Source organism: Streptomyces albidochromogenes (assembly GCF_005981925.1).
Taxonomy (GTDB): Bacteria; Actinomycetota; Actinomycetes; order Streptomycetales; family Streptomycetaceae; genus Streptomyces; species Streptomyces albidochromogenes.
The window spans coordinates 1-22,631 of sequence record NZ_VBVX01000085.1 but is presented as its reverse complement, the minus strand read 5'-3'; the positions used below and the strand labels follow the sequence as shown (position 1 = coordinate 22,631).

Here is a 22,631-nt window from a genome sequence, read left to right as displayed (position 1 = left end):
CCGGGACCGGCCGTGGCGCGGTCGTCCCGACGGGCCGCTGGGGGAAGGGCGGCCGGGCAGACCGCCGACGCACCGGTGGGGCCGGGCCGCGGCGTACGGGAATCCCTCGGTCGCGCCCGCGTGCCGGGCCGGGACCCGGCGGGGCGGACACCCGCACGAAGTGATCTGCGTCACATGCTGTCACAGCGGCCGGCGGCGCGGTGTCTTGTGCCCGAAGACCCACGAATGAAGGAGTCACCATGACGAACAGCACCGAGGTGGTCGTGATCGGCGGCGGATACGCCGGCGTCATGGCGGCCAACCGCCTCACGCGGCGCGACGACGTGAACGTGACGCTGATCAACCCCCGCCCGGCCTTCGTCCACCGGATCCGCCTGCACCAGCTGGTGGCCGGGTCCGGCAGCGCGGTCGTCGCCTACCGGGAGGTCCTGGGCGAGCGGGTCCGGCTGCTGGTCGACTCCGCGGCCCGGATCGACGCGGCCGCCCGCAGTGTGGCGCTGGCGTCGGGCGGCACGGTCGGCTACGACTACCTGGTGTACGCCGTGGGCAGTGGCAGCGCCGACCCGGCGGTGCCCGGGGCGGCGGAGTTCGCGTACCCGATCGCCACCTTCGAGGAGGCGGAGCGGCTGCGGCCGGTCTTCGACACCGCGCCCGCGACGGCCGCGGTGACGGTGGTCGGAGCCGGTCCGACCGGCATCGAGACCGCCGCCGAACTGGCGGAGGCGGGCCGTGCGGTGACGCTGGTCTGCGGCGGGGTGCTCGGACCGTACCTGCACCCCCGGGGCCGGCGCTCGGTCGCCAGGCGGCTGGCCGGGCTCGGCGTGACCGTGGCCGACGGCCCCGGCACCACGGTGACGGCCGTGACCCGCGATGCCGTGCGGCTCGCCGACGGCCGCGAGCTGCCGAGCGCCGTGACCGTCTGGACCGCCGGGTTCGGGGTGCCGGACCTGGCCGTGCGCAGCGGGCTCGGCACCGACGCCCTGGGCCGGTTGCGCACGGACGAGACGCTGACCAGCGTGGACGACGTACGCATCGTCGCGGCCGGCGACTCGGCGGCGCCGTCGGGCCTGCCGCTGCGGATGAGCTGCCAGGCCGCGATGCCGCTGGGCGCGCGGGCCGCGGACACGGTGCTCAGCCGGATCGCGGACGAGCGGCCCTCGGCCCTCAACCAGCCGTTCGGCGCCCAGTGCATCAGCCTGGGCCGGCGCAACGGCATCTTCCAGTTCGCCCGCGACGACGTGGCGGTGTGGTTCAACATCGACGGCCGCCCGGGCGCGAAGCTCAAGGAACTCGTGTGCAAGGTCGTCGTCAAGCACCTGGGCGACGAGGCCGGCAAGCCCGGCTCGTACCGCTTGCACCTCCGCTCGGGAGGCACCAAGCGCCGGCGGCTGCTGACCGCCGGGCGCGAGGACGCGCCGGCGACCGCCGGGCGGGCGGCCTGACCGGGCACCCCTCGACGGCGCCGCACCGCTGGGTCAGGATCGAACCGCTGCCCATGACAAGGACTGTGCTGAGGATGCGCGAATGAAGATCTCCGCCGAGCGGAGCCGGCCGCGCGGGAGAAGGGCCGGAAGATGAGCGACCACGCCACCGACACCGCGACCGAGGCGTTCGTCGCCCACCGCAACCTGCTCTTCACCGTCGCCTACGAGATGCTCGGATCGGCGGCCGACGCCGAGGACGTTCTCCAGGAGACCTGGCTGCGGTGGGTCAAGGTCGACCTGGGCCGGGTGAGCGACCACCGCGCCTACCTGGTCCGGATCACGACCCGGCAGTCGCTCAACCGGCTGCGCACCATGAAGCGCCGCAGGGAGGCGTACGTCGGCCAGTGGCTTCCCGAGCCGATGCTCACGGCGCCGGACGTGGCCGAGGACGTCGAGCTCGCCGAGAGCGTGTCGATGGCGATGATGCTCGTCCTCGAGACGCTGTCGCCGACCGAGCGCGCCGTCTTCGTGCTGCGCGAGGTCTTCGACCTGGGGTACGACGACATCGCCGCCGCCGTCGACAAGAGCCCCGCGGCCGTCCGCCAGATCGCGCACCGCGCCCGGCGGCACGTCGATGCCCGCCGCCCCCGCCAGGCGGTGTCCCCGAGCGTGGCCCGTGCGGCTCTGGAGTCGTTCCGGCGCGCGCTGGAAACCGGGGACCCGCAGGGCCTCCTCGATGTGCTCGCCCCCGAGGTCGTGCTGGTGAACGACGGCGGCGGTATCAAGCAGGCGGCGCTGCGGCCGATCTCGGGCGCCGAGAAGGTGACCCGCTTCATGATCGGTGGTCTCGGCAAGAACAAACTCCCGATCACCCTCGCCCCCTCGGTGGTCAACGGCAGCCCGGCCCTGCTCGTGCACCTGGACGGCGAGCTCGACGGCATCCTGGCGGTCCGGGTCGAGGACGCCCGCATCAGCGGCCTCTACTACGTGCGCAACCCCGAGAAGCTGCACCACGTCGGGTCCGAGACCACGCTCACCCTGCGGTGACTCCGTTGGCGGTCGGGCGACTTGGGGGCAGGCGGGGCGGCCGGAGCACGCCGGCACGCCACCCGGCGCGCCACGCGAAGAGCGCACCCGCGGTGATCCCGGGTGCGCTCTCCCCTCCGCGAAGCCGCGAGGCGCACAGCGCCTCGCGGACCCACGTCAAGACCAGTTACCGGTAGCGCTCCTGGCCCGCGTCACGCTCGTCGTCGAGGAGCATGTCGTCGCCCACGCCCAGGTCCCGGTCCTCCCGGGCCCGGCGCATGCGCTCCGACGCCTCGTCCGGCGCACCGGCCGCGACCCGGGCGCCCGGGTCGCGCTGCGCGCCCTGGTCGCCCTGCTTGCGCTGCTTGGCCTGCTTCGCCTGGTCCGCGAGCTCCTGCGCCTTGTCCTTGAACTGGTCTGCAATACCCATGAGGTTCACTCCTACTGGGGTGTGAGGGGGTGCGGCTGTTGCCGCCCCCCATGGGGCCTCGACCAGACTGACACGACCGGACATTCAGCGCATTTCGATCACTACAGCCGGTGACGTCCCGCCGTACGCCACACGCACGGCCGCACCCCGGGCCCGCGCCCTCACCCCTGCGCGCGCGCCTTCTCGTCCGCCTCGCCGCCCGCTCCCACCAGGCCGGTGGAGACCCCCGCGAGCCGGGGCTCGAAGCGCTTCATCTCCCGCTGCCCCACCGCGCCGATGACCGCCGGCAGGTATCCCCGTACGGACTGCATGCCCCGCAGCCACCACTGGGCGTACACGTGCGAGGAGCGCCGCTCGATCCCGGCGACGATCCGGTCCACCGCCGGGCCCAGCGGGTACGTCCGGTTGGAGGGCCACGGCAGCCGCTGCCGCAGCTCGCGCATCACGTCGTCGCGGTCCGCGCCGCGCACCATGTCGGTGTCGGTCCACGACAGGTAGCCGACCCCGACCCGCACGCCCCGGTACCCGACCTCGGCCCGCAGCGAGTGCGCGAACGCCTCGACGCCGGACTTGGACGCGCAGTACGCCGTCATCATCGGCGCCGGCGTGATGGCGGCCAGCGACGCGATCTGCAGGAAGTACCCCCGGCTCTCCATGAGCACCGGCAGGAACGCCCGTCCGGTCACCGCCCCGCCGATCAGGTTGACCTCGATGACCCGCCGCCAGGCGACCGGGTCGGAGTCCACGAACGGCCCCCCGGAGGCGACGCCCGCGTTGGCGACGACGATGTCGACCTTCCCGAACCGCTCCTTCACCTCCCGCGCGACCCGCGCCATCGCCTCGTGGTCGGTGACATCGGCGTACCACCAGTCCGCCTCGGCGTGCAGCCGCCCCGCCACCGCCTTCAGCTCGTCCGGCTCCAGCCCGACCAGCGCCACCTTCGCGCCGCGCGCCGACAGTTTGCGGGCCAGCAGCTCGCCGACTCCGCGCGCCGCGCCGGTGACGACCGCGACCTGACCTTCGAGACTGCGCCTGCTGCTCATACGGCCTGCTCCTTCGCTTCCCCTGCGGTCACTTCGGCCACGTCGGCCACTACCGTCGCCCCGGCCCCGGCCGCCGGACCGGCGACGTACCTGCTCACCAGCTCCCGGAGCTTCGCCGTGACGGCCTCCGGAGCCTCCACGGGCGTCATGTGCCCGACCCCGGTCAGTTCGGTGAGCCCGAGCGAGTGCGGCAGCGCCGCCTCGATCTCGCGGGCGTGGACGGGCGGCGTCAGCCGGTCGGCGCTCCCCGCGACGACCGCTGTCGGTACGGTCAACTCCCGTATCCCCGCGCCGAGATCGAGCTCCCCGAGCACATGCGACCAGGCCACCCGCGCCGCGCGCGGACAGGCGTGGACGATACGAGCGCACTCGGCCACCCGCTCCGGCGCGGCCCCGGGCCCCATCGTGGCGTACTTGAGGATCTTCTTCGACAGCGGAGTGACGGGTCCCAGCGGCGCCCGCGCCCCCAGCACGGCCCGCGTGAACCGCGTCCGCAGCCGCCCCGCGCGCATCGGCAGGACGAGCGACTCCGCGACCAGCCGCGCGCTGCCGGTGCTGCACAGCAGGACGGCCGCCGCGTGCGCCCGGAACCCGGGCCGCCCGGCGGCGGCCATGATCGTCATGCCGCCCATGGAGTGCCCGGCCAGCACGGCCCGCTCACCGGGCGCGAGCGCGGCGGCGAGCACCGCTTCGAGGTCGTCGGCGAGGGCGTCGGTGCTGTAGCCGTCCGGCCCGACGGCCGGCGAGCGTCCGTGTCCGCGCTGGTCGTAGGCCACGACCCGGTACGCGCCGCGGCCGGCCAGCGCCCGTATCTGCGCCGACCAGAAGAGCGTCGAGCAGGTCCAGCCGTGCGCCAGGACCAGCGCGGGGGCGCCTTCGGGCCCGTACACCTCGACGTGCAGGCGCGATCCGTCGGCGGAGACGGCGGTCAGCTCGCGCGAGGCGACGAGCGGCTCGCCCTCGCCCTTCATCAGCCGGCTCACGCGACGGCCTCCGCCGCCCCGGTGACGGCCCCGGTCCGGTCTCCGGCGGTCTCCTGCTCGGACCGCGCCCGGATGACCTCGTACTCCGCGAGGTTCACCGCCCGCGTCGCGCGCCGGAACTCGCTCGGCGTGCCCGGCCAGATGGTGGTGTTGCGGCCGTTGGCGTCGAGGTACCAGCTGTCGCAGCCGCCCGTGTTCCACACGGTCCGCTTCATCCGGTCCTGCACCCGCCGGTTCCACGCGTGCACGGCCGACGCCCGCGCCCCGAGCGCCGCCCGGCCGCCCAGGACCCGCAACTGCCGCAGGTAGTCGGCCAGGTAGTTGAGCTGGGACTCGATCATCAGGATCATCGAGCTGTTGCCCAGGCCCGTGTTGGGCCCGATGATCGTCATCCAGTTGGGGAAGCCGGCCGCCGTCGCCCCGCGCAGGGACTCCATCCCGTCCTTCCACGCCTCGGCGAGCGTGATGCCGTCCGCGCCGACGACCCGCTCGGCGATCGGCATGTCGGTGACGTGGAAGCCGGTGCCGAAGACGATCGCGTCGACCTCCGCCTCGGTCCCGTCGGCCGCCACCACCGTGGAGCCGCGCACCTCCCTCAGCCCCGAGGCCACCACGTCCACATTGCGCTGGGCGAGCGCCGGGTAGTAGGAGCTGGACAGCAGGATGCGCTTGCAGCCGATCCGGTACGAGGGCGTCAGCTTGGCCCGCAGGTGCGGGTCCTTGATCGCCTTGGCCATGTTGGCCTTGGCGAGCGACTCGATGGCGCCCAGCTGGTTCGGATGCTTGGTGAACGCCGTGACCTGCAACTCCCGTATGCCGAAGAGCAGTCCGCGCCGCGCCTTGCCGGTGAACGGAAGCTGCCGGTGCAGCCAGCGCTCCGGGCCGGTGATCGCCCGGTCCAGGCGCGGCATCACCCACGGCGGCGTCCGCTGGAAGAGCGTCAGCCGGGCCACGTCGGGCTGGATCGCCGGCACGATCTGGATCGCGGACGCGCCCGTCCCGATCACGGCGACGCGCTTGCCGCGCAGATCGTAGTCGTGGTCCCACCGCGCCGAGTGGAAGACCTTGCCGGGGAAGCCGTCGAGGCCGGGGATGTCCGGCGTCTTCGGGTCCGACAGCGGCCCGGTCGCGGAGACCACCACATCGGCGCTCAGCCTCCCCTGCGCGGTCTCGATCTCCCAGCGCAGCGCGTCGCCGTCCCAGCGCATCATCACGACTTCGTGGTTCAGCCGGATGTGCGGCCGCAGCCCGAAGGTGTCGGCGACGTGCTCCAGGTAGGCCCTGATGTGCTCCTGCCCGGAGAAGGTGCGCGGCCAGTCGGGATTGGGCGCGAACGAGAAGGAGTACAGGTGGGACGGTACGTCGCACGCGCAGCCCGGGTAGCTGTTGTCGCGCCAGGTGCCGCCCACCGATCCGGCGCGCTCCAGGACGACGAAGTCGGTGATCCCCTCGCGGCGCAGCCGGACCGCGGCGCCCAGGCCGCCGAATCCGGATCCGATCACCGCCACTCGTACGTGCTCGTGCTCGGCCATGCCGACGCCTCCCGCGATCCCACGACTCTGCCAGCAATCACTGGCACGGTTCGGAGAGTAGAGCAGTGGCGTACTGATGGGTAGGGGTCGGACGGCAGCAACTGGCATCGAAGGGCTCCGCCCCCGCGCACCGGCGGCACGGCATAGGCTTCCCACGTGGAAGAAGGCCCGGAGGCACACGAGTACCGCATGGAGGAACTGGCCCAGAAGGCCGGGATTCCCGTGCGCACCCTGCGCTTCTACCGCGAGCGCAAGCTGCTGCCGCCGCCGCGCCGCGAAGGCCGCATCGCCTGGTACGACGACCGGCACCTGGCACGGCTGCGGACCGTCGCCGCCCTCCTGGAGCGCGGCCACACCCTGAACGGCATCGCGGACCTGGTCACCACTTTCGAGAGCGGCCGGGGCGTCGGCGAGCTCTTCGGCCTCGGCGAGGACGCCGTCGCGCCGTCGTGGACGGAGGAGACGCCGGTCCGGCTCACCCCGGAGGCCCTGGCCGACCACTTCGCGGGCGAGGTCACCACGGAGAACCTCGCGGCGGCGCTCGACCTCGGCTATCTCGCCACGGACGGCGAGGAGATCGTCCACGTCAGCCGCCGCCTGCTGGACGTGTCGGCGGCCCTGGTGCGTGAGGGCGTCCCGCTGGCCGCCGTGCTCCAGGCCGGCCGGCAGGTGCGCGAGCACACGACGGCCATGGCGGAGATCTTCGCCACCATGGTCCGCTCGCATCTCGCCGAGGGGCCGGCCGGCGAGGACGGGCCGGCGAACGAAGCCGCGGCCGACGCGCCCCTGGAACGCCTGCGCCCGCTCGCCAAGAGCGTCGTCGAGGCTGAGCTGTCCATGGCCCTGGACCGCCTGCTGCGCACCGGGAAGGAAACCCGGCCGGACGGCCCCGACGCCTAGCGGCTCAGCTGCCCGGCTGCTCGAAGACCGTCGTCACCGGCGCGTGGTCCGACCAACGCAGGTCGTAGCTCGCCGCCCGCTCGACGTACGCCTTGACCGCCCGGTTCGCGAGGCCCTCGGTCGCCACGGCGTAGTCGATGCGCCATCCCGAGTCGTTGTCGAAGGCCTTCCCCCGGTACGACCACCAGGTGTACGGCCCCTCCTGTCCGGGGTGCAGGGCGCGCACCACGTCGACGTACCGGGCCTCCTCGAAGACCCGCGTCATCCACTCCCGCTCTTCCGGCAGGAACCCGGAGGACTTGCGGTTGGCCTTCCAGTTCTTGAGGTCGGCCTCCTGGTGGGCGATGTTCCAGTCGCCGCAGACCAGCACCTCGCGCCCGTCCGCCGCCGCGCGCTCCCTCAGGCCCTTCAGGTACGGCAGGAACTCGTCCATGAACCGCGTCTTCTCGTCCTGCCGCTCGGTGCCCACTTCGCCGGACGGCAGGTAGAGGCTGGCGACCGTGACGCCGGGCAGGTCCGCCTCGACGTACCGCCCGCTCCCGTCGAACTCGGCGCTGCCGAATCCGACCCGCACCTGGTCCGGCTCCCGCCGCGTGTAGAGGGAGACACCCGCCCTGCCCTTGGCGGCCGCCGGGGCGTGCACGGCGTGCCATCCCTCAGGGGCGCGGACCTCTTCCGGGAGCTGCTGCGGCTCGGCCCGGACCTCCTGCAGGCAGATCACATCGGCGGAGGTCCCGGCCAGCCAGGGCACGAAGCCCTTCTTGGCGGCGGCGCGCAGACCGTTAACATTCACGGAGGTCACAGTGAGCATCCCGGCACGATACCGACACCGGCCGATCGCCCGGACGCCGGACCCCGCATAGAAGTACGCTGATACGCATGAATATACAGCCGCGCCCCTACGACCACCCCGACGCCGTGAAGCTCGAGGAAGAAGTGCAGCAGGAGTACATCGAGCGCTACAACGGCCAGGGCGACACGACGCCGCTCGACCCCGCGATGTTCCGGCCGCCCGGTGGTCTCTTCCTCATCGCCTACGACGAGCGGGAGCGCCCCGTCGCCAGCGGCGCCTGGCGCTCGCAGGACGAGAACGGCGAGGGGTACGCGGACGGCGACGCCGAACTCAAGCGCATGTACGTCCGGCCCGAGAGCCGGGGGCTCGGCCTTGCCCGCCGCATCCTGGCCGTCCTGGAGGACGACGCCCGGGCGGCCGGCCGCAGACGGATGGTCCTGGAGACGGGCACGCAGCAGCCGGAGGCCATCGGCCTCTACCTTTCGTGCGGTTACACCCCCACCGAGAAGTTCGGCCACTTCCGCGAGTACGAGGACAGCCGCTGCTTCGCCAAGCCGCTGGGGCGGTGACACCGCGACGCCGGGCCCCCGCCGGGCTTCCCCGGCAGGGGCTCCGGCCTCCGGCCGGCGCCGTGGACGTGACGTAACGCACGCCACCACGCACCAGTTCGCTCTGCCGGGGAAGCGCGGGACGCGGACGATCGCACACGACGCGCCGGGCCGGGTGGATCTGATGGGTGCTCTTCTCATCGGCACCGTGAAACGACGAGATCCCGTTCGGACGTTACCGTCCGAACGGGATCTCGGTGAGCGATTCGCGGGCTGACCCGCCAACCACTATTGCGGTGGACCTGTGGGGATTTGAACCCCAGACCCCCTCGATGCGAACGAGGTGCGCTACCAGACTGCGCCACAGGCCCTTGCAACGAGTGAAACTTTAGCACCTCGATCGGGGTGCTCGGAAATCCGCTCCCCCGCAGGTCACTCGTTGACCGCCCGGGGCCGGTCTCCGTCCTCGTACTGATCGAAGAGCGGCGTCCGGCCGCGGCCGCGGTCGCGCCGGGCCGGGTTCGTCCGGCGGCCCTGGGGTGCCTCGGCGGCCGGGGCCTCCGGGGCGGGGGTCGGCTCGGCGGTGCTCGACCGCGCCGAGCTCCAGGTGCCCGGGTCCCCGAAGTCGACGCTGCCGGTGGCGCGCGGGGCGACGGGAGCGGTGACGTACGTCGGCAGCGGGACCGGGACCGGGTCCCAGCTCTCGCCATGGGCCGCGCCGCGCTCCCGCTCGCGCTGCTGGTCCACCCACTCCGCGTGGTCCGTCTGCTCCACCAGCGCGCGGCGGCCCGCCTCCTGCGGCGAGACGGCGGGCGCCGGCTCGGGCTCGGGTCGTACGACAGGCTCCTCGTCCGGCTCCGCGGCGGCCGGCCGGCGGCCCGGATGCGGGCGGCGCTCACGCAGCCGCTGCGCCGCCGCCTCCGCCCTGCGCCGGTCCATGGTGAAGGCGAAGCGCCGCCGCTCGGTGGTCCGCAGGTGCACGATGTACGTGCTCAGCAGTACGGCGGGGACGGCCGGCGCCCACAGGAACCGCAGCCCGCCGACCGCCGCGACGATCGCGCCGAGGGTGAAGGCGAGGAAGAGGATCACGGTGGTGCGCCGACGGCGCGCGAGGACCTTCGAGCGCCGGGCGCGTTCGGCGGCCGCACTGGCCGTGCGCGCACGCCGTTGCGCCCGCGCGGTCTCCCGTGCGCTCTCGCGCGCCTCCTCCCGCACGTCCTCCCGTGCGGCGGGCCGCTCGGTCTCCTGTGCCGGGGGCACGGCGAAGGCCCGGACGTCGACGGAACTCATTCGGTCCGTGACGGCGTCCGGGTCCACGTCGTGCTCCGCCTCACCCGCGGCGCGCTCCTGAAGCTCCCTGGCGTATCGGCGCTCCATTGCCGCCCGTCCGGACAGCAGCCGGATGGCGGTGCTGAAGCGTTCCGTCGGACGGGCTTCGTTGAGCTCGTCCTGCCTGCGGAGCCACATCGGCACCAAGTAGGCGGCCCAGGCCCCGACGATGACTGCGTAAATCAGGCCGCTGCTGCTCACACCCCACACCGTAGAGGGGTTCGCGCAAGGCCATCCGCCAATTGAGCCGGTGTGTCGCACGATCTGGCTGATAACTCGAACTTTTTTGTGGCTGATCGGATCAACAGGCTGCTTTGTGCGTCCTTTTGCAGTCGACACCCGACGTAATTCGAACAACTATTTCATTTGTGCGAGGTGCCGGGTCGTGCCTGGTGCCAGCGGTTCAACAGCCCCTCGGGCACTTCCTCCGCCGTGAGCGCGTAGACCAGATGGTCGCGCCACCCGCCGTCGATGTGGAGATAGCGGGGACGCAGCCCTTCCTGGCGGAATCCGAGCTTTTCCACGACCCGGCGACTGGGCGCGTTCTCGGGGCGAATGCAGACCTCGATGCGGTGCAGTCCGACCGTACGGAAGCAGTGGTCCACCGCGAGAGCGACGGCCGTCGGCATCACGCCCCGGCCCGCCACGTCGCGGTCCACCCAGTACCCCACGTGCCCCGAGCACATCGATCCCCAGGTGATCCCGGCGACCGTCAACTGGCCCACCAGCTGGCCCCGGTACTCGATGACGAAGGGCAGCATGCGGCCGGCGTTCGCCTCGGACCGCAGATGGCGGACCATCTGACGGTACGTGGGGCGCTGGGCGACGGGGCCGGCCGGCGCGGGCGGCGGGATGGTCGCCTCCCAGGGACGCAGCCATTCGCGGTTGCGCCGGTTCACCTCGCGCCAGCCGCGCTGGTCGCGCAGCTTTATCGGGCGGAGGGTGACATCGCCGTCCACCAGCTCGACGGGCCAGGACGAAGCGTTCAGCTCTGGCTCCCCGGCAGGGGGGCTCCGGAGCCGGACCCGGGGTGGTCGCCGCCCCTGATCTGGTCCACGGCATGGAGCAGAAGGCGCTCCAGGACCGCCAGTCCGTCCCGTACGCCGCCGGTGGAGCCCGGCAGGTTCACGATCATGGTCCGGCCCGCCACGCCCGCCAGCCCCCGGGAGAGCGCGGCGGTCGGGACCTTGCCGAGGCCCTCGGCGCGGATCGCCTCGGGGATGCCCGGGATGTCGTAGTCCAGGACGCGGCGGGTGGCGTCGGGCGTGCGGTCGGTCGGCGAGATGCCGGTGCCGCCCGTGGTCAGGATGACGTCGTACGCGGCGGCGACACCGGCCCGCAGGGCCTGCTCCACCGGGTCGCCGTCGGGGACGACCCGCGGTCCGTCGACCTCGAAGCCCAGGTGGCGCAGACCGTCGGCGAGGATCGGTCCGCCCCGGTCCGCGTAGACACCGGCGGAGGCGCGGTTGGAGGCGGTCACCACCAGGGCGCGGCGCGGCGGACCCGCCGCGGCGGCGTCCCGCGCGGGCCCCGGCTCGGGCGCCGGCTCGTGGCTGTGGCTGTAGACCTCTCCGCCGCGGGGGCTCACGCCCGGCTCCAGTCGCCGGACTTGCCGCCCGTCTTCTCCTCGACCCGCACGTCGGTGATGACCGCGGCCTTGTCGACCGCCTTCACCATGTCGATCACGGTGAGCGCGGCCACGGTGACAGCGGTCAGGGCCTCCATCTCGACCCCCGTGCGGTCCGTCGTGCGCACGGTCGCTGCGATCTCGACGGCGTCGTCGGCCACCGCGAGGTCCAGCTTCACGCCGGACAGCGCGAGGGGGTGGCAGAGCGGGATCAGGTCGGGCGTGCGCTTGGCGCCCATGATGCCCGCGATCCGGGCGGTGGCGAGGGCGTCGCCCTTGGGGACCCCCTCGCCGCGCAGCAGCTCCACGACGCGCGGCGCGACCAGGACGCGTCCGGTGGCGCGCGCGGTGCGCGCGGTGACGTCCTTCGCCGAGACGTCGACCATGCGGGCAGCCCCCGCCTCGTCGATGTGCGTGAGCCGTTCGTGCGTACTCATTACGTGTGGCGCTCCCGGTCAGGGCCTGTGAGAGCAGACACGCTACCGCCACCGGCCCCCGCTCACCCGAGCAGGACCACCTCGGCCTCGGCGCCGGGCTCCAGCTCGGTGGTGTCCTCCGGGACGACGATCAGGGCGTCGGCCCGGGCGAGCGCCGCGACGAGGTGCGACCCGGTACCGCCGACCGGGGTGACGGTGCCGGCCTCCTCGTCGTACGCGCCGCGCAGGAACTGGCGCTTGCCCGACGGCGACGACAGCGGCTTGTCGGCGCTCAGCGTGGCCCGGACCTTCGGGCGGTGCACGTCCTTCAGGCCCATCAGGACCCGGATCGCCGGGCGCACGAAGAGCTCGAAGGAGACGTACGACGAGACCGGGTTGCCGGGGAGCGCGAGCAGCGGGGTGTGCTCGGGGCCGATGGAGCCGAAGCCCTGGGGCTTGCCGGGCTGCATGGCGAGCTTGCGGAAGTCGACGCCGCCGCCGCTGTCGTCGCCCTCGCCCATGGACGACAGCGCTTCCTTGACGACGTCGTACGCGCCGACGCTGACCCCGCCGGTCGTGACGATCATGTCGGCGCGGATCAGCTGGTCCTCGATGGTCGCGCGCAGCGTGTCGGCGTCGTCCGTGACGGCGCCCACGCGGTAGGCGATGGCACCGGCGTGGCGGGCGGCGGCGGTCAGCGCGAAGCTGTTGGAGTCGAAGATCTGTCCGGCCGACAACGGCTCGCCGGGCTGGACCAGTTCGCTGCCGGTGGACAGGACGACGACGCGGGGGCGGGGCCTGACCTTGACGGTGGCGCGGCCGACGGCGGCGAGCAGGCCGATCTGGGGCGGGCCCAGGACCGTACCGGCCTCCAGGGCGAGGTCGCCGGCCTGGACGTCGCTGCCGCGCGCCCGCACGTGGGCCCGCGCCTCGACGGGGCGGTGGACGCGGACCTCGCCGCTCGCGCCCTCGGGGGCGCCGCTCGCGGCGCGCATCGTGACGGCCGGTCCGCCGCCCGTGCCCCCGTCGGTCCACTCGACCGGGACGACGGCCTCGGCGCCGGGCGGCAGCGGGGCGCCGGTCATGATGCGGGCGGCCTCGCCCGGGCCGACGCGGATCGTCCCGCCGCTGCCCGCCGCCACGTCACCGACGACGGTGAGGACGGCGGGGTACTCCTCGCTCGCGCCCGCGACGTCGCTCGTACGGACCGCGTAGCCGTCCATCGAGCTGTTGTCGAAGGGTGGCAGCGCGATCTGGACGGTGATGTCCTCGACGAGGACACAGCCCTGCGCGTCGAGAAGCTGCAGCTCGATGGGTTCGAGCGGCTTCACCGCGGCGAGGATGTCCTCAAGGTGCTCGTCGACAGACCAGATCGTGCTGCTCAAGGTGCTACATCTCCTCGGTCACGTAACTGCGAAGCCAGGTCCGGAACTCCGGCCCCAGGTCCTCACGTTCGCACGCGAGTCTGACAATGGCACGCAGATAGTCGCCGCGGTCGCCGGTGTCATAGCGGCGGCCCTTGAAGACGACGCCGTGCACGGGGCCGCCGGCCTTCCCCGCGGTGTCGGCCGCCGACTCGTACGTCTCGGCCAGGTGCTGGAGCGCGTCGGTGAGCTGGATCTCGCCGCCGCGGCCGGGCTCGGTCTTCCGCAGTATGTCGAACACGGCCGGGTCCAGCACATAGCGCCCGATGATGGCGTAGTTGCTCGGCGCGTCGGCCGGGTCGGGCTTCTCGACCAGCCCGGTGATCCGTACGACATCGCCCTCGGCGGTCGGCTCGACGGCCGCGGATCCGTACAGGTGGATCTGGGCGGGGTCGACCTCCATGAGCGCGATGACGCTGCCGCCGTACTGCCCCTGGATCTCGATCATCCGGGACAGCAGGGGGTCGCGCGGGTCGATCAGGTCGTCGCCGAGGAGAACGGCGAACGGCTGGTCGCCGACGTGCGGCGCGGCGCAGAGCACGGCGTGCCCGAGGCCCTTGGGGTCGCCCTGGCGGACGTAGTGCATGGTGGCGAGGTCGCTCGACTCCTGCACCCGGGCCAGACGTTCGGCGTCGCCCTTGCGGCCGAGGGCCGACTCCAGCTCGTAGTTGCGGTCGAAGTGGTCCTCGAGCGGGCGCTTGTTGCGGCCGGTGACCATGAGGACGTCGGAGAGCCCCGCGGTCACGGCCTCCTCGACCACGTACTGGATGGCCGGCTTGTCGACGACCGGCAGCATCTCTTTCGGAGTGGCCTTGGTCGCCGGCAGGAATCTGGTGCCGAGGCCGGCGGCAGGGATGACAGCCTTGCTGATCCCGGGGTGCGACTGAGTCATGGTCAGAACGATATCCGTTGCGTATGGGAGGAAGATTGGGCTCCGGCCAGTAAATTCTCATACGAGGCGTTTTGTGGAGCCACTGTGATGTGTGACGAGCCTGACAAGGCCGGGTTGCGGGGAGAACTCCTCGCCATGAGATCCCGGTTGACCAGGGATGACGTACAGAAGACCGGAACGGTTCTGGCGCGCCGGGCGCTGGAGCTTCCGGAGCTGGCGGACGCCGCGACGGTCGCGGCGTACGTCTCCGTCGGGAGTGAGCCCGGAACCCGCGCGCTGCTGGACGCGCTGCGCGCGCGGGGCGTGCGGGTGCTGCTGCCCGTGCTCCTGGCGGACAACGATCTGGACTGGGCCGCGTACGAGGGCCCCGAGCACCTGGGGCGCGCCCGGCTCGGGCTGCTCGAACCGGTGGGCGCGCGGCTCGGCGTACGGGCCGTCCTGGAGGCCGACGCGGTGCTGCTGCCGGGCCTGGCGGTGGACGGGCGCGGGACGCGGCTCGGGCGGGGCGGCGGCTCGTACGACCGGGTGCTCGCCCGGCTGGAGGCGGCGGGCGCGCGGCCTCACCTGGTGGTGCTGCTGTACGACGAAGAGGTGGTCGCGCGGGTCCCGAGGGAACCGCACGACCACCCCGTGAGCGCCGTGGTGACGCCGGGGGGTGTCAGGCGCTTCACCGCCTGACCCCGCCCCGCGCCCGCGCGGCTACGGCCTGAGCACCAGCTTGTCGGTGGTGCTCTTCTCGACCGCCTCGTCGCTGAACGACCAGTCGAGCAGCTCGCCCTTCGCCCACTTGTCGGTCTGGTCGGTGTAGTGGGCGCTGTACGCGTGCCCCGAGGCGCCGGTGAGGTTGATCCAGCGGGACTTGTCGAGGTCGTTGAGGTTGACGACCATGCGCATGGAGGGCACCCAGATGACCTCGTAGCCGCCCGCCGCGTTCCAGCCGGTGGCGTTGACCGCCGCCTCGCCGCCGCCCAGGTTCCAGGGGCCGCGGTTGAGCAGCGACTGGACGAGGCCGGGGCCGCTCGTACCGAGCGTCTGGTTCTTCAGCTCCAGCTGGTGCAGGCGGCCCCAGCTCCAGGAGTCGACGTCCTTGCCGAGCTTGGCCGTCAGCTCCCAGCGGGCGTCCTTCAGCGCGCGGGCGAGCAGTTCGTCACGGGTGTCGGTGGCCTGGTCGAGGCGGGTGCTCGGCGCCTGCCACCACTCGTTCTTCTCGTCCTTGAGCATGGCGCGGACGACCTCGTACCAGCGGTCGCCGCCGTCGGGCTGCGCGGAGTCCTTGGCGCGCTGCCCGCACTCGCGGACCCGCTTGTCGGGGTCGTCGACCGGCCCCGTGCTGTCGGCGGGACGGACGGAGAGGCACTGCCCCTTGACGCGCAGTTCCTTGGGGAGCTTGTTGCCGAAGGCGAGCTTGAGGACGTTGCGCCAGACGGCGTTGAAGTACGCGGCGGCGCCGGAGTCCGGCTCCTGGGTGTAGTCCCAGCCTTCGAGCAGCTTCTGCGTCTCGCGGACGTTCGGGTCCGACACGTCGGTCTTGAGCAGGTGGGGGGTGAGCAGCTTGGCGATCTCGCTGCTGTTGTCCATCTGCATGGTGCGCATGTCGTCGGTGGAGATCCGGCCGCCGTCGGCGATCTTCGACTCGATGAGGTCGTTGATGCGCTGGCTGCGGGCGCCGTAGCCCCAGTCCTCGGTGAGGAGGTACGGGTACTTCTTCTTGTCGATCACGGCCTGGTTGGCGGTGACGATGTAGCCGCGCTTCGGGTTGTACTCGTACGGCAGCTCGGCCTGCGGGATGAAGCCCTTCCAGGCGGAACGGGGGTCCCAGCCGGCGGCGGGCAGGGTGCCGTCGTGGCTCGCGGCGCGGACCGGGATGCGGCCCGGGGCCTGGTAGCCGATGTTGCCGGCGGTGTCGGCGTAGATGAGGTTCTGCGACGGGACCTCGAAGTGGGCGGCCGCGGCGCGGAAGCCCTTGAAGTCCGTGGCGCGGTTCAGCTCGAACACGGCGTCCATGGACTTTCCGGGCATCAGCGCGGTCCACTTGAGGGAGATCCCGTAGCCGTCGCCCCGGTCGGGGGCGGCGTTGTCGACGGGGGCCTTCTCGCCGACCTTGCCCAGTTCGCCGCTGCGGTCGGAGAGCAGCGGGCCGTTCTTCGTCGAGCGGACGGTGATCTGCTTCGACTTGCCGCCGGCGACCTTGATGGTCTCCTGGCGGGTGGTGAAGGGCTTGGTGTCGCCGTCGTAGTGGTAGCCCTCGTCGGAGACCTTCTCCAGGTAGAGGTCGGTGACGTCGGCGCCGAGGTTGGTGAAGCCCCAGGCGATGCTCTGGTTGTGGCCGATTATCACGCCGGGCATGCCGGAGAAGGTGTAGCCGGCGGTGTCGTACTGGCAGGTGCTGGAGACCTTCCGGCAGTGCAGGCCCATCTGGTACCAGAGCGACGGCAACTGCGGCGCGAGGTGCGGGTCGTTGGCGAGCAGCGGCTTCTTGGTCGTCGTGTACTGGCCGGAGACGACCCAGGAGTTGGAGCCGATGCCGCTGCCGTTCGGACCGAAGAGCGCGGGGATCTCGTCCAGGGCGTCGGAGATGCCGGAGAGCTGGCTCTGGAGGCCGTCGGTGGTGTTGGCGGCGGAGTTCCCGCCGGTGCCGGTGCCCGTGCCCGTTCCCGTGCCGGTCCCGGACGCGGTGCCGGTGCCGGACGCGGTGCCTGTGCCGTCGCCCGTGCCGGAGGTGCCGGTGGCCTTCGGGTCGTACTTCTTCGTCACCTCGTCGACCGCGCCCTCTTCGACGACCGTCTTGTTGCGGTCGTACGGATAGGCCGGGTAGAGGTCCTTGATCTGCTTCGCGTTCAGCCGGCTCGTCATCAGCGAACGGTCGATCTCGTCCTCCATGTTGCCGCGCAGGTCCCAGGCCATCGCCTTGAGCCAGGCCACCGAGTCGACGGGCGTCCACTTCTCGGGCTTGTAGTCGTTCACGAAGCCCAGCGCGGCGTACTCGACGGAGATGTCCTTGCCCTCGCGGCCTTCGAGGTAGGAGTTGACGCCCGCGGCGTACGCCTGGAGGTTCTTCTTCGTCTCCGGCGACAGCTTGGTGTCGTACTCCTGCTGCGCGACCCGGCGCCAGCCGAGGGTGCGCAGGAACGCGTCGGTGTCGACCTGGTCCGGACCGAACATCTCGGACAGGCGCCCCGACGTCATGTGACGGCGGACGTCCATTTCGTAGAAGCGGTCCTGCGCCTGGACGAAGCCCTGGGCGCGGAAGAGGTCTTCGTCGGTGTCCGCGTAGATCTGCGGGATGCCGTAGTCGTCACGTTTGACGTCCACGGGGCCCGAGAGGCCGTCGAGCTCGATCGACCCGGTGGTCTGCGGGAAGGAGGCGCGCACCGTGCTGATGCTCCAGAACGCGCCGTAGCCGACACCCGCGACAAGGGCCAACACCAGCACGATCACGATCAGGCGGGCGCGGCGCCCCTTCTTCTTCTTGCCGGAAGAGGCGGTGGTGTTGGCGGGCATCGCTGTCCTTCGAGGGGCAGGGTGGTCCTTGAGTGCTGGAGCAACCATAGGCGCAGCGCTCTCGCGCCCCGGACGCGGTGCCACTAACGACGATCGTACGAAGGATCTCGCGTCAAGAAAACGTTAAAGATTAGGTAAGGTAACGAAGTACCGGCCGCCGGAGGAACGATCCGGCAGGCGTGCGAGGGAAGGAACGGCCGCTGACTGTCCACCAGCTCAACGAACTGCTGCTCATCTGCTCGCTCGTCCTGCTCATCGCCGTCGCCGCGGTCCGCATCTCGTCCCGCAGCGGCCTCCCCAGCCTGCTCCTGTACCTCGGCATCGGCATCGCCATAGGCCAGGACGGCTTCTTCGACGTCCAGTTCGACAACGCCGAACTGACACAGGTGATCGGTTATGCCGCACTTGTCGTGATCCTGGCCGAGGGTGGTCTGGGCACGAAGTGGAAGGAGATCAGACCCGCGTTGCCCGCAGCCGTCGTCCTGTCGACCGTCGGCGTCGCGGTGAGCGTGGGCGTCACGGCCGCCGGCGCGCACTACCTCGTCGACCTCGACTGGCGGCAGTCGCTGATCATCGGCGCGGTCGTCTCGTCGACGGACGCCGCCGCGGTCTTCTCCGTGCTGCGCAAGGTGCCCCTGCCCGCCCGGATAACGGGCGTGCTGGAAGCGGAATCGGGCTTCAACGACGCACCGGTCGTGATCCTGGTGGTCGCCTTCTCGACGGCCGGTCCGGTCGACGACTGGTACGTCCTGGTCGGCAAGATCGCCCTGGAGCTGGCGATCGGCGCGAGCGTCGGTCTGGCGACGGGCTGGCTCGGGGCGTACGCGCTGCGCCACGTCGCGCTTCCCGCGTCCGGCCTGTACCCGATCGCGGTCATGGCGATCGCCGTGTCCGCGTACGCCGCCGGGGCGATCGCGCACGGCAGCGGGTTCCTCGCCGTCTACCTCGCCGCGATGGTGCTCGGCAACTCCAAGCTGCCGCACTGGCCGGCCACGCGCGGATTCGCGGACGGGCTCGGCTGGCTCGCGCAGATCGGGATGTTCGTCCTGCTCGGCCTGCTGGTGACGCCGCACGAGCTGCTGGCCGACTTCTGGCCCGCCGTGATGGTGGGGCTGGTGCTCACCATGGTCGCGCGGCCGCTGGAGGTCCTGATCAGCCTGCTGCCGTTCCGCGTCCCGTGGCAGGAGCAGGCCCTGATGTCCTGGGCCGGGCTGCGCGGCGCGGTGCCCATCATCCTGGCGACCATCCCGCTGGTGTCGGACATCGAGGGCAGCGACCGGGTCTTCAACATCGTCTTCGTCCTCGTCGTCGTCTACACCCTCGTCCAGGGACCGACCCTGCCCCTGCTCGCGAAGTGGCTGAAACTCGGCGACGACGCCTCCGAGGCGGCCGACCTCGGCATCGAGTCCGCTCCTCTGGAGCGGCTGCGCGGGCACCTGCTGTCCGTCGCGATCCCCCAAAAGTCGAGGATGCACGGAGTCGAGGTGGCCGAGCTGCGGCTCCCGCACGGGGCCGCGGTCACCCTCGTCGTACGCGAGGGGACCAGCTTCGTGCCGCTGCCGACGACCGTGCTGCGGCGCGGCGACGAGCTCCTCGTGGTGACGACGGATCCGGTACGGGACGCCACCGAGCGGCGGCTGCGGGCGGTCGCACTGGGAGGCAAGCTGGCGGGGTGGCTGGGAACGGGTGGCGCCAATCACCATTGATGGCTTTGATCACAGGTGGTGTGACGTAATCCGTACGCAATCACAGGCGCACCCCGCGCGTCGCCCTGTAACATGAAGGCCTACTGATCGACCAACTCTGCCTGACGCAGAGCTGGCGCGACCGTACGGCGGCCGGCCCCCTCGCAGTGGGTGTCCTGGTATCTACCGCCGGTCCTGCGCAAGAGGACAGCTCTCGGCGGCTCCCGCACGCTCACACACCGCGTGCACAGGGGAGCGTCACCAGGCGGCAGAAAGGCAAGGACCGTGTCCGACACGGTCACCACCACCCGCCCCGGCTACGGCCAGCTGCTCCGCACCCCTGGAGCCTGGACGTACCTGGTGCCCGGGTTCCTGGCACGGCAGCCCTTCGCGATGCTCACCATCGGCATCGTGCTGCTCGTGCAGCACACCACCGGCTCGTACGGCAGCGCCGGCGCCGTCGCCGCCGCCACCGGCGTCTCGATGGCCCTGTTCGCACCGCAGAGCGGCAAACTGGCCGACCGTTTCGGCCAGAGCGCCGTGCTGGTTCCGGGCGTTCTCGTGCACACCGCTTCCGTGGTCACGCTGACGGTGCTCGCGCTCTCGGGAGCGCCCGTCTGGGCGCTGTTCCTGGCGGCCGTTCCCACCGGTGCGTCCGTTCCGCAGATCGGTCCGATGGTGCGGGCCCGCTGGGCGGCCAAGCTGGAGGGTTCGCCCCTCATGTCGACCGCCGCGGCCTTCGAGTCCGTGACGGACGAGTTCACCTTCGTCGTCGGACCGGTCCTCGCGACCGCGCTGTGCACCGGTGTGCACCCGGCGGCCGGTCTGATCGCCGAAGCCGCGCTCACCCTGGTCGGCGGCCTGTTCTTCGCCGTACAGCGGAGCACACAGCCCCGGGCGGGCCGCCTGTCGCTGTCCGACGGGCCGCGCGTCTCCGCCCTGTCCGTGCCCGGCGTACGGGTCCTCGCGGGAGCCTTCCTCGGCATCGGAGCGGTCTTCGGCGGAATGCAGGTCTCGCTGACCGCGTTCTCCGAGGAGATCGGCAATCCGGGCGTCAACGGTCTGCTCTACGGAACGTTCGCCGCGGGCAACATGCTCGCCGGCGTCGTCTGCGGCGCGATCGCCTGGAAGACCGGCCCCCGCCGCCGCCTGATCGTCGGGTACGCCGCGCTGACGCTCGCCGCGTCCGGACTGTGGGCGGTGCACTCCGTGCCGCTGCTCGCCGGTCTGGGGCTGCTGGTCGGCCTGTGCATCGCGCCCGCGCTGATCACCGGCTACACCATGGTCGAGACGCTGGTGCCGGCCTCGGCCCGTACCGAGGCCTTCACGTGGCTGACCGGCGCGGTCGCGCTCGGCCAGGCCGCGGGCGTCACGGTCGCGGGACGCCTGGCGGACGCCAACGGGGCGAGCGCCGGGTTCCTGGTGCCGCTGATGGGCACCGCGCTGGCGCTGGCCACGCTGGTGGCGCTGCGTTCGCGGCTCGCGCCGAAGGCACCCGGACGGGTCGCCGCACGTGGCGTGAGTCACCGAGTGCCTGTGACGGTGGACTGATCGAGCGGAATGCGTCACTATTGAACGTCGTTAGCACTCATTGAGTGAGAGTGCCAGGAGGAGCAAGTGCCGACCTATCAGTACCAGTGCACCGAATGCGGCGAAGGCCTCGAGGCGGTGCAGAAATTCACCGATGACGCACTGACCGTGTGCCCGAGCTGTGAGGGACGCCTGAAGAAGGTGTTCTCCGCGGTCGGCATCGTCTTCAAGGGATCCGGTTTCTACCGGAACGACAGCCGCGGCTCCTCGTCGAGCAGCACGCCGGCCACGTCGTCCTCGAAGGCCGCCGCGTCGGCCTCGTCGTCGGGCGGCGACGCGAAGCCCGCCGCGGCCTCGTCGAGCTCGTCGTCGTCCTCGTCGTCGTCGAGTTCCGCGACCTCCGCCGGCAGCTCCTCGGCCGCCTAGGCCCACCGCCCTTCCCGGGTGACCCCGCCGTTTCCGACGGCGGGGTCCTCGGCGTTTCCCGGCCCGGCTACTGTGACCGCCATGGCGAACGCGAACGCAGAGTCCGACGTCGAGATCGGCGTGATCGGCGGCTCCGGCTTCTACTCCTTCCTGGAGGACGTGACCGAGGTCGAGGTCGACACCCCCTACGGGAAGCCGAGCGACTCGCTCTTCCTGGGCGAGATAGCGGGGCGGCGGGTCGCCTTCCTCCCCCGTCACGGGCGCGGCCACCACCTGCCGCCGCACCGCATCAACTACCGGGCCAACCTGTGGGCGCTGCGTTCCGTCGGAGCGCGCCAGGTGCTCGGGCCGTGCGCGGTCGGCGGGCTGCGGGTCGAGTACGGCCCCGGGACCCTGCTGGTGCCGGACCAGCTGGTCGACCGTACGAAGTCACGCGCGCAGACCTTCTACGACGGCGAGACGCCGGTGGACGGCAAGCTGCCGAACGTCGTGCACGTGGCGTTCGCCGACCCGTACTGCCCCGAGGGGCGCAAGGCCGCGCTCTCCGCGGCGCGCGGGCGGGCGTGGGAGCCGGTGGACGGCGGAACGCTGGTCGTCGTGGAGGGGCCGCGGTTCTCGACGCGGGCCGAGTCGCGGTGGCACGCGGCCGCGGGCTGGTCGGTGGTCGGCATGACCGGGCACCCGGAGGCGATCCTCGCCCGTGAGCTCGGGCTGTGCTACACGTCGCTGGCGCTGGTGACCGACCTGGACGCCGGGGCGGAGGCGGGCGAGGGCGTCTCCCACGAGGAGGTGCTCACGGTGTTCGCGGCGAACGTGGGCCGGCTGCGCGACGTGCTCTTCGACGCGGTGGCGGGGCTGCCGGCGGACGGGACGCGCGACTGCCTCTGCTCGCACGCGCTGGACGGGATCGACACGGGGATCACGCTGCCCTGACGGTCCCCTCGCGCCTGCGCCGGCTGCCCGGGTGCCCGCCCGGCGGGTGACCGGGTTGTCCACAGTCGTACGGCTGTCCACAGGGCCCGGCGGGACGCGGGCGGGACGGGGATCGTGAGGAGCGCCAGGCACACTCCTGGCCGACATCCTCGTGGCAGGCGGTGGTCACCATGTCCCTCTACCCCTACG

General features: G+C 71.9%; 21 protein-coding genes and 1 tRNA gene. 9 read left to right on the top strand and 13 right to left on the bottom strand.

Annotated features, from left to right (window positions below; translation table 11 throughout):
• Nucleotides 1–239 precede the first annotated feature (239 nt).
• Both E2E34_RS13965 and E2E34_RS13960 read left to right on the top strand, forming a co-directional pair.
• Entirely contained in the window at nucleotides 240–1,442 is a 1,203-nt protein-coding gene (locus E2E34_RS13965) for an NAD(P)/FAD-dependent oxidoreductase (RefSeq protein WP_138902226.1), read from the top strand.
• A gap of 132 nt (nucleotides 1,443–1,574) precedes the next feature.
• Nucleotides 1,575–2,471: an RNA polymerase sigma-70 factor gene (locus E2E34_RS13960; protein ID WP_138902225.1), complete on the top strand. Its 897-nt coding sequence runs from the start codon at nucleotides 1,575–1,577 to the stop codon at nucleotides 2,469–2,471.
• Between the two features lie 166 nt (nucleotides 2,472–2,637).
• Here E2E34_RS13960 and E2E34_RS35435 read toward each other — a convergent pair whose 3' ends face one another.
• The 4 genes from E2E34_RS35435 to E2E34_RS13940 form a co-directional block, all read right to left on the bottom strand.
• A complete protein-coding gene (locus E2E34_RS35435; protein WP_167518285.1) occupies nucleotides 2,638–2,880 on the bottom strand; it encodes a hypothetical protein in 243 nt (80 codons plus the stop codon).
• Between the two features lie 161 nt (nucleotides 2,881–3,041).
• Entirely contained in the window at nucleotides 3,042–3,923 is an 882-nt protein-coding gene (locus E2E34_RS13950; RefSeq protein WP_138902224.1) for an SDR family oxidoreductase, read from the bottom strand.
• Nucleotides 3,920–4,894, bottom strand: a complete 975-nt coding sequence (locus E2E34_RS13945) for an alpha/beta fold hydrolase (protein WP_138902227.1) — start codon at nucleotides 4,892–4,894, stop codon at nucleotides 3,920–3,922. Before E2E34_RS13945 ends, E2E34_RS13950 begins: the two co-directional genes overlap by 4 nt.
• An 8-nt stretch (nucleotides 4,895–4,902) precedes the next feature.
• Nucleotides 4,903–6,438, bottom strand: a complete 1,536-nt coding sequence (locus E2E34_RS13940) for a flavin-containing monooxygenase (RefSeq protein WP_138902223.1) — start codon at nucleotides 6,436–6,438, stop codon at nucleotides 4,903–4,905.
• A gap of 156 nt (nucleotides 6,439–6,594) precedes the next feature.
• Between E2E34_RS13940 and E2E34_RS13935 the strand changes: the two genes are divergently transcribed.
• Nucleotides 6,595–7,338: a MerR family transcriptional regulator gene (locus tag E2E34_RS13935; RefSeq protein ID WP_138902222.1), complete on the top strand. Its 744-nt coding sequence runs from the start codon at nucleotides 6,595–6,597 to the stop codon at nucleotides 7,336–7,338.
• Nucleotides 7,339–7,342: 4 nt separating this feature from the next.
• Here E2E34_RS13935 and E2E34_RS13930 read toward each other — a convergent pair whose 3' ends face one another.
• Nucleotides 7,343–8,149 (bottom strand): exodeoxyribonuclease III, encoded by an 807-nt coding sequence (locus E2E34_RS13930; protein WP_138902221.1) that lies wholly within the window; start codon nucleotides 8,147–8,149, stop codon nucleotides 7,343–7,345.
• 68 nt (nucleotides 8,150–8,217) lie between these two features.
• On the opposite strand from E2E34_RS13930, the gene E2E34_RS13925 reads away from it, so the two are divergent.
• The gene (locus E2E34_RS13925; protein ID WP_138902220.1) at nucleotides 8,218–8,700 is read left to right on the top strand and encodes a GNAT family N-acetyltransferase; all 483 of its coding nucleotides are present in this window, start codon (nucleotides 8,218–8,220) and stop codon (nucleotides 8,698–8,700) included.
• A 276-nt stretch (nucleotides 8,701–8,976) separates the two neighbouring features.
• On the opposite strand, the gene E2E34_RS13920 is transcribed toward E2E34_RS13925, so the two are convergent.
• The 7 genes from E2E34_RS13920 to galU form a co-directional block, all read right to left on the bottom strand.
• Nucleotides 8,977–9,050: transfer RNA gene (locus E2E34_RS13920), tRNA-Ala, on the bottom strand.
• Nucleotides 9,051–9,111: 61 nt separating this feature from the next.
• A complete protein-coding gene (gene sepX / locus E2E34_RS13915) occupies nucleotides 9,112–10,209 on the bottom strand; it encodes a divisome protein SepX/GlpR (RefSeq protein ID WP_138902219.1) in 1,098 nt (365 codons plus the stop codon).
• Between the two features lie 161 nt (nucleotides 10,210–10,370).
• The gene (locus E2E34_RS13910) at nucleotides 10,371–10,997 is read right to left on the bottom strand and encodes a GNAT family N-acetyltransferase (RefSeq protein ID WP_138902218.1); all 627 of its coding nucleotides are present in this window, start codon (nucleotides 10,995–10,997) and stop codon (nucleotides 10,371–10,373) included.
• Nucleotides 10,994–11,494: a MogA/MoaB family molybdenum cofactor biosynthesis protein gene (locus tag E2E34_RS13905; RefSeq protein WP_279637883.1), complete on the bottom strand. Its 501-nt coding sequence runs from the start codon at nucleotides 11,492–11,494 to the stop codon at nucleotides 10,994–10,996. The genes E2E34_RS13910 and E2E34_RS13905 overlap by 4 nt, the downstream gene beginning before the upstream one ends.
• 98 nt (nucleotides 11,495–11,592) lie before the next feature.
• The gene (gene moaC, locus E2E34_RS13900; RefSeq protein ID WP_138902216.1) at nucleotides 11,593–12,072 is read right to left on the bottom strand and encodes a cyclic pyranopterin monophosphate synthase MoaC; all 480 of its coding nucleotides are present in this window, start codon (nucleotides 12,070–12,072) and stop codon (nucleotides 11,593–11,595) included.
• 62 nt (nucleotides 12,073–12,134) lie between these two features.
• Nucleotides 12,135–13,436: a molybdotransferase-like divisome protein Glp gene (gene glp / locus E2E34_RS13895; protein WP_138902215.1), complete on the bottom strand. Its 1,302-nt coding sequence runs from the start codon at nucleotides 13,434–13,436 to the stop codon at nucleotides 12,135–12,137.
• Nucleotides 13,437–13,440: 4 nt separating this feature from the next.
• Nucleotides 13,441–14,367 (bottom strand): UTP--glucose-1-phosphate uridylyltransferase GalU, encoded by a 927-nt coding sequence (gene galU, locus E2E34_RS13890; RefSeq protein WP_138902214.1) that lies wholly within the window; start codon nucleotides 14,365–14,367, stop codon nucleotides 13,441–13,443.
• A gap of 87 nt (nucleotides 14,368–14,454) precedes the next feature.
• Between galU and E2E34_RS13885 the strand changes: the two genes are divergently transcribed.
• On the top strand, nucleotides 14,455–15,045 hold the full coding sequence (locus E2E34_RS13885) for a 5-formyltetrahydrofolate cyclo-ligase (RefSeq protein ID WP_138902213.1): 591 nt from the start codon (nucleotides 14,455–14,457) through the stop codon (nucleotides 15,043–15,045).
• A gap of 21 nt (nucleotides 15,046–15,066) precedes the next feature.
• On the opposite strand, the gene E2E34_RS13880 is transcribed toward E2E34_RS13885, so the two are convergent.
• Nucleotides 15,067–17,868, bottom strand: coding sequence for a penicillin acylase family protein (locus tag E2E34_RS13880; protein ID WP_138902212.1), 2,802 nt, complete (start codon nucleotides 17,866–17,868; stop codon nucleotides 15,067–15,069).
• Between the two features lie 179 nt (nucleotides 17,869–18,047).
• Here E2E34_RS13880 and E2E34_RS13875 point away from each other — a divergent pair, with 179 nt between their 5' ends.
• The 4 genes from E2E34_RS13875 (at nucleotide 18,048) to E2E34_RS13855 (ending at nucleotide 22,442) form a co-directional block, all read left to right on the top strand.
• Entirely contained in the window at nucleotides 18,048–19,574 is a 1,527-nt protein-coding gene (locus E2E34_RS13875; protein WP_138902211.1) for a potassium/proton antiporter, read from the top strand.
• Nucleotides 19,575–19,838: 264 nt separating this feature from the next.
• Nucleotides 19,839–21,104 (top strand): MFS transporter, encoded by a 1,266-nt coding sequence (locus E2E34_RS13865; protein ID WP_138902210.1) that lies wholly within the window; start codon nucleotides 19,839–19,841, stop codon nucleotides 21,102–21,104.
• A 66-nt stretch (nucleotides 21,105–21,170) separates the two neighbouring features.
• Entirely contained in the window at nucleotides 21,171–21,509 is a 339-nt protein-coding gene (locus tag E2E34_RS13860) for an FmdB family zinc ribbon protein (protein WP_138902209.1), read from the top strand.
• Between the two features lie 81 nt (nucleotides 21,510–21,590).
• Nucleotides 21,591–22,442 carry an S-methyl-5'-thioadenosine phosphorylase gene (locus tag E2E34_RS13855; protein WP_138902208.1) on the top strand — a complete coding sequence of 284 codons (852 nt, stop codon included), beginning with the start codon at nucleotides 21,591–21,593 and terminating at the stop codon, nucleotides 22,440–22,442.
• The last annotated feature ends 189 nt before the right edge of the window (nucleotides 22,443–22,631 follow it).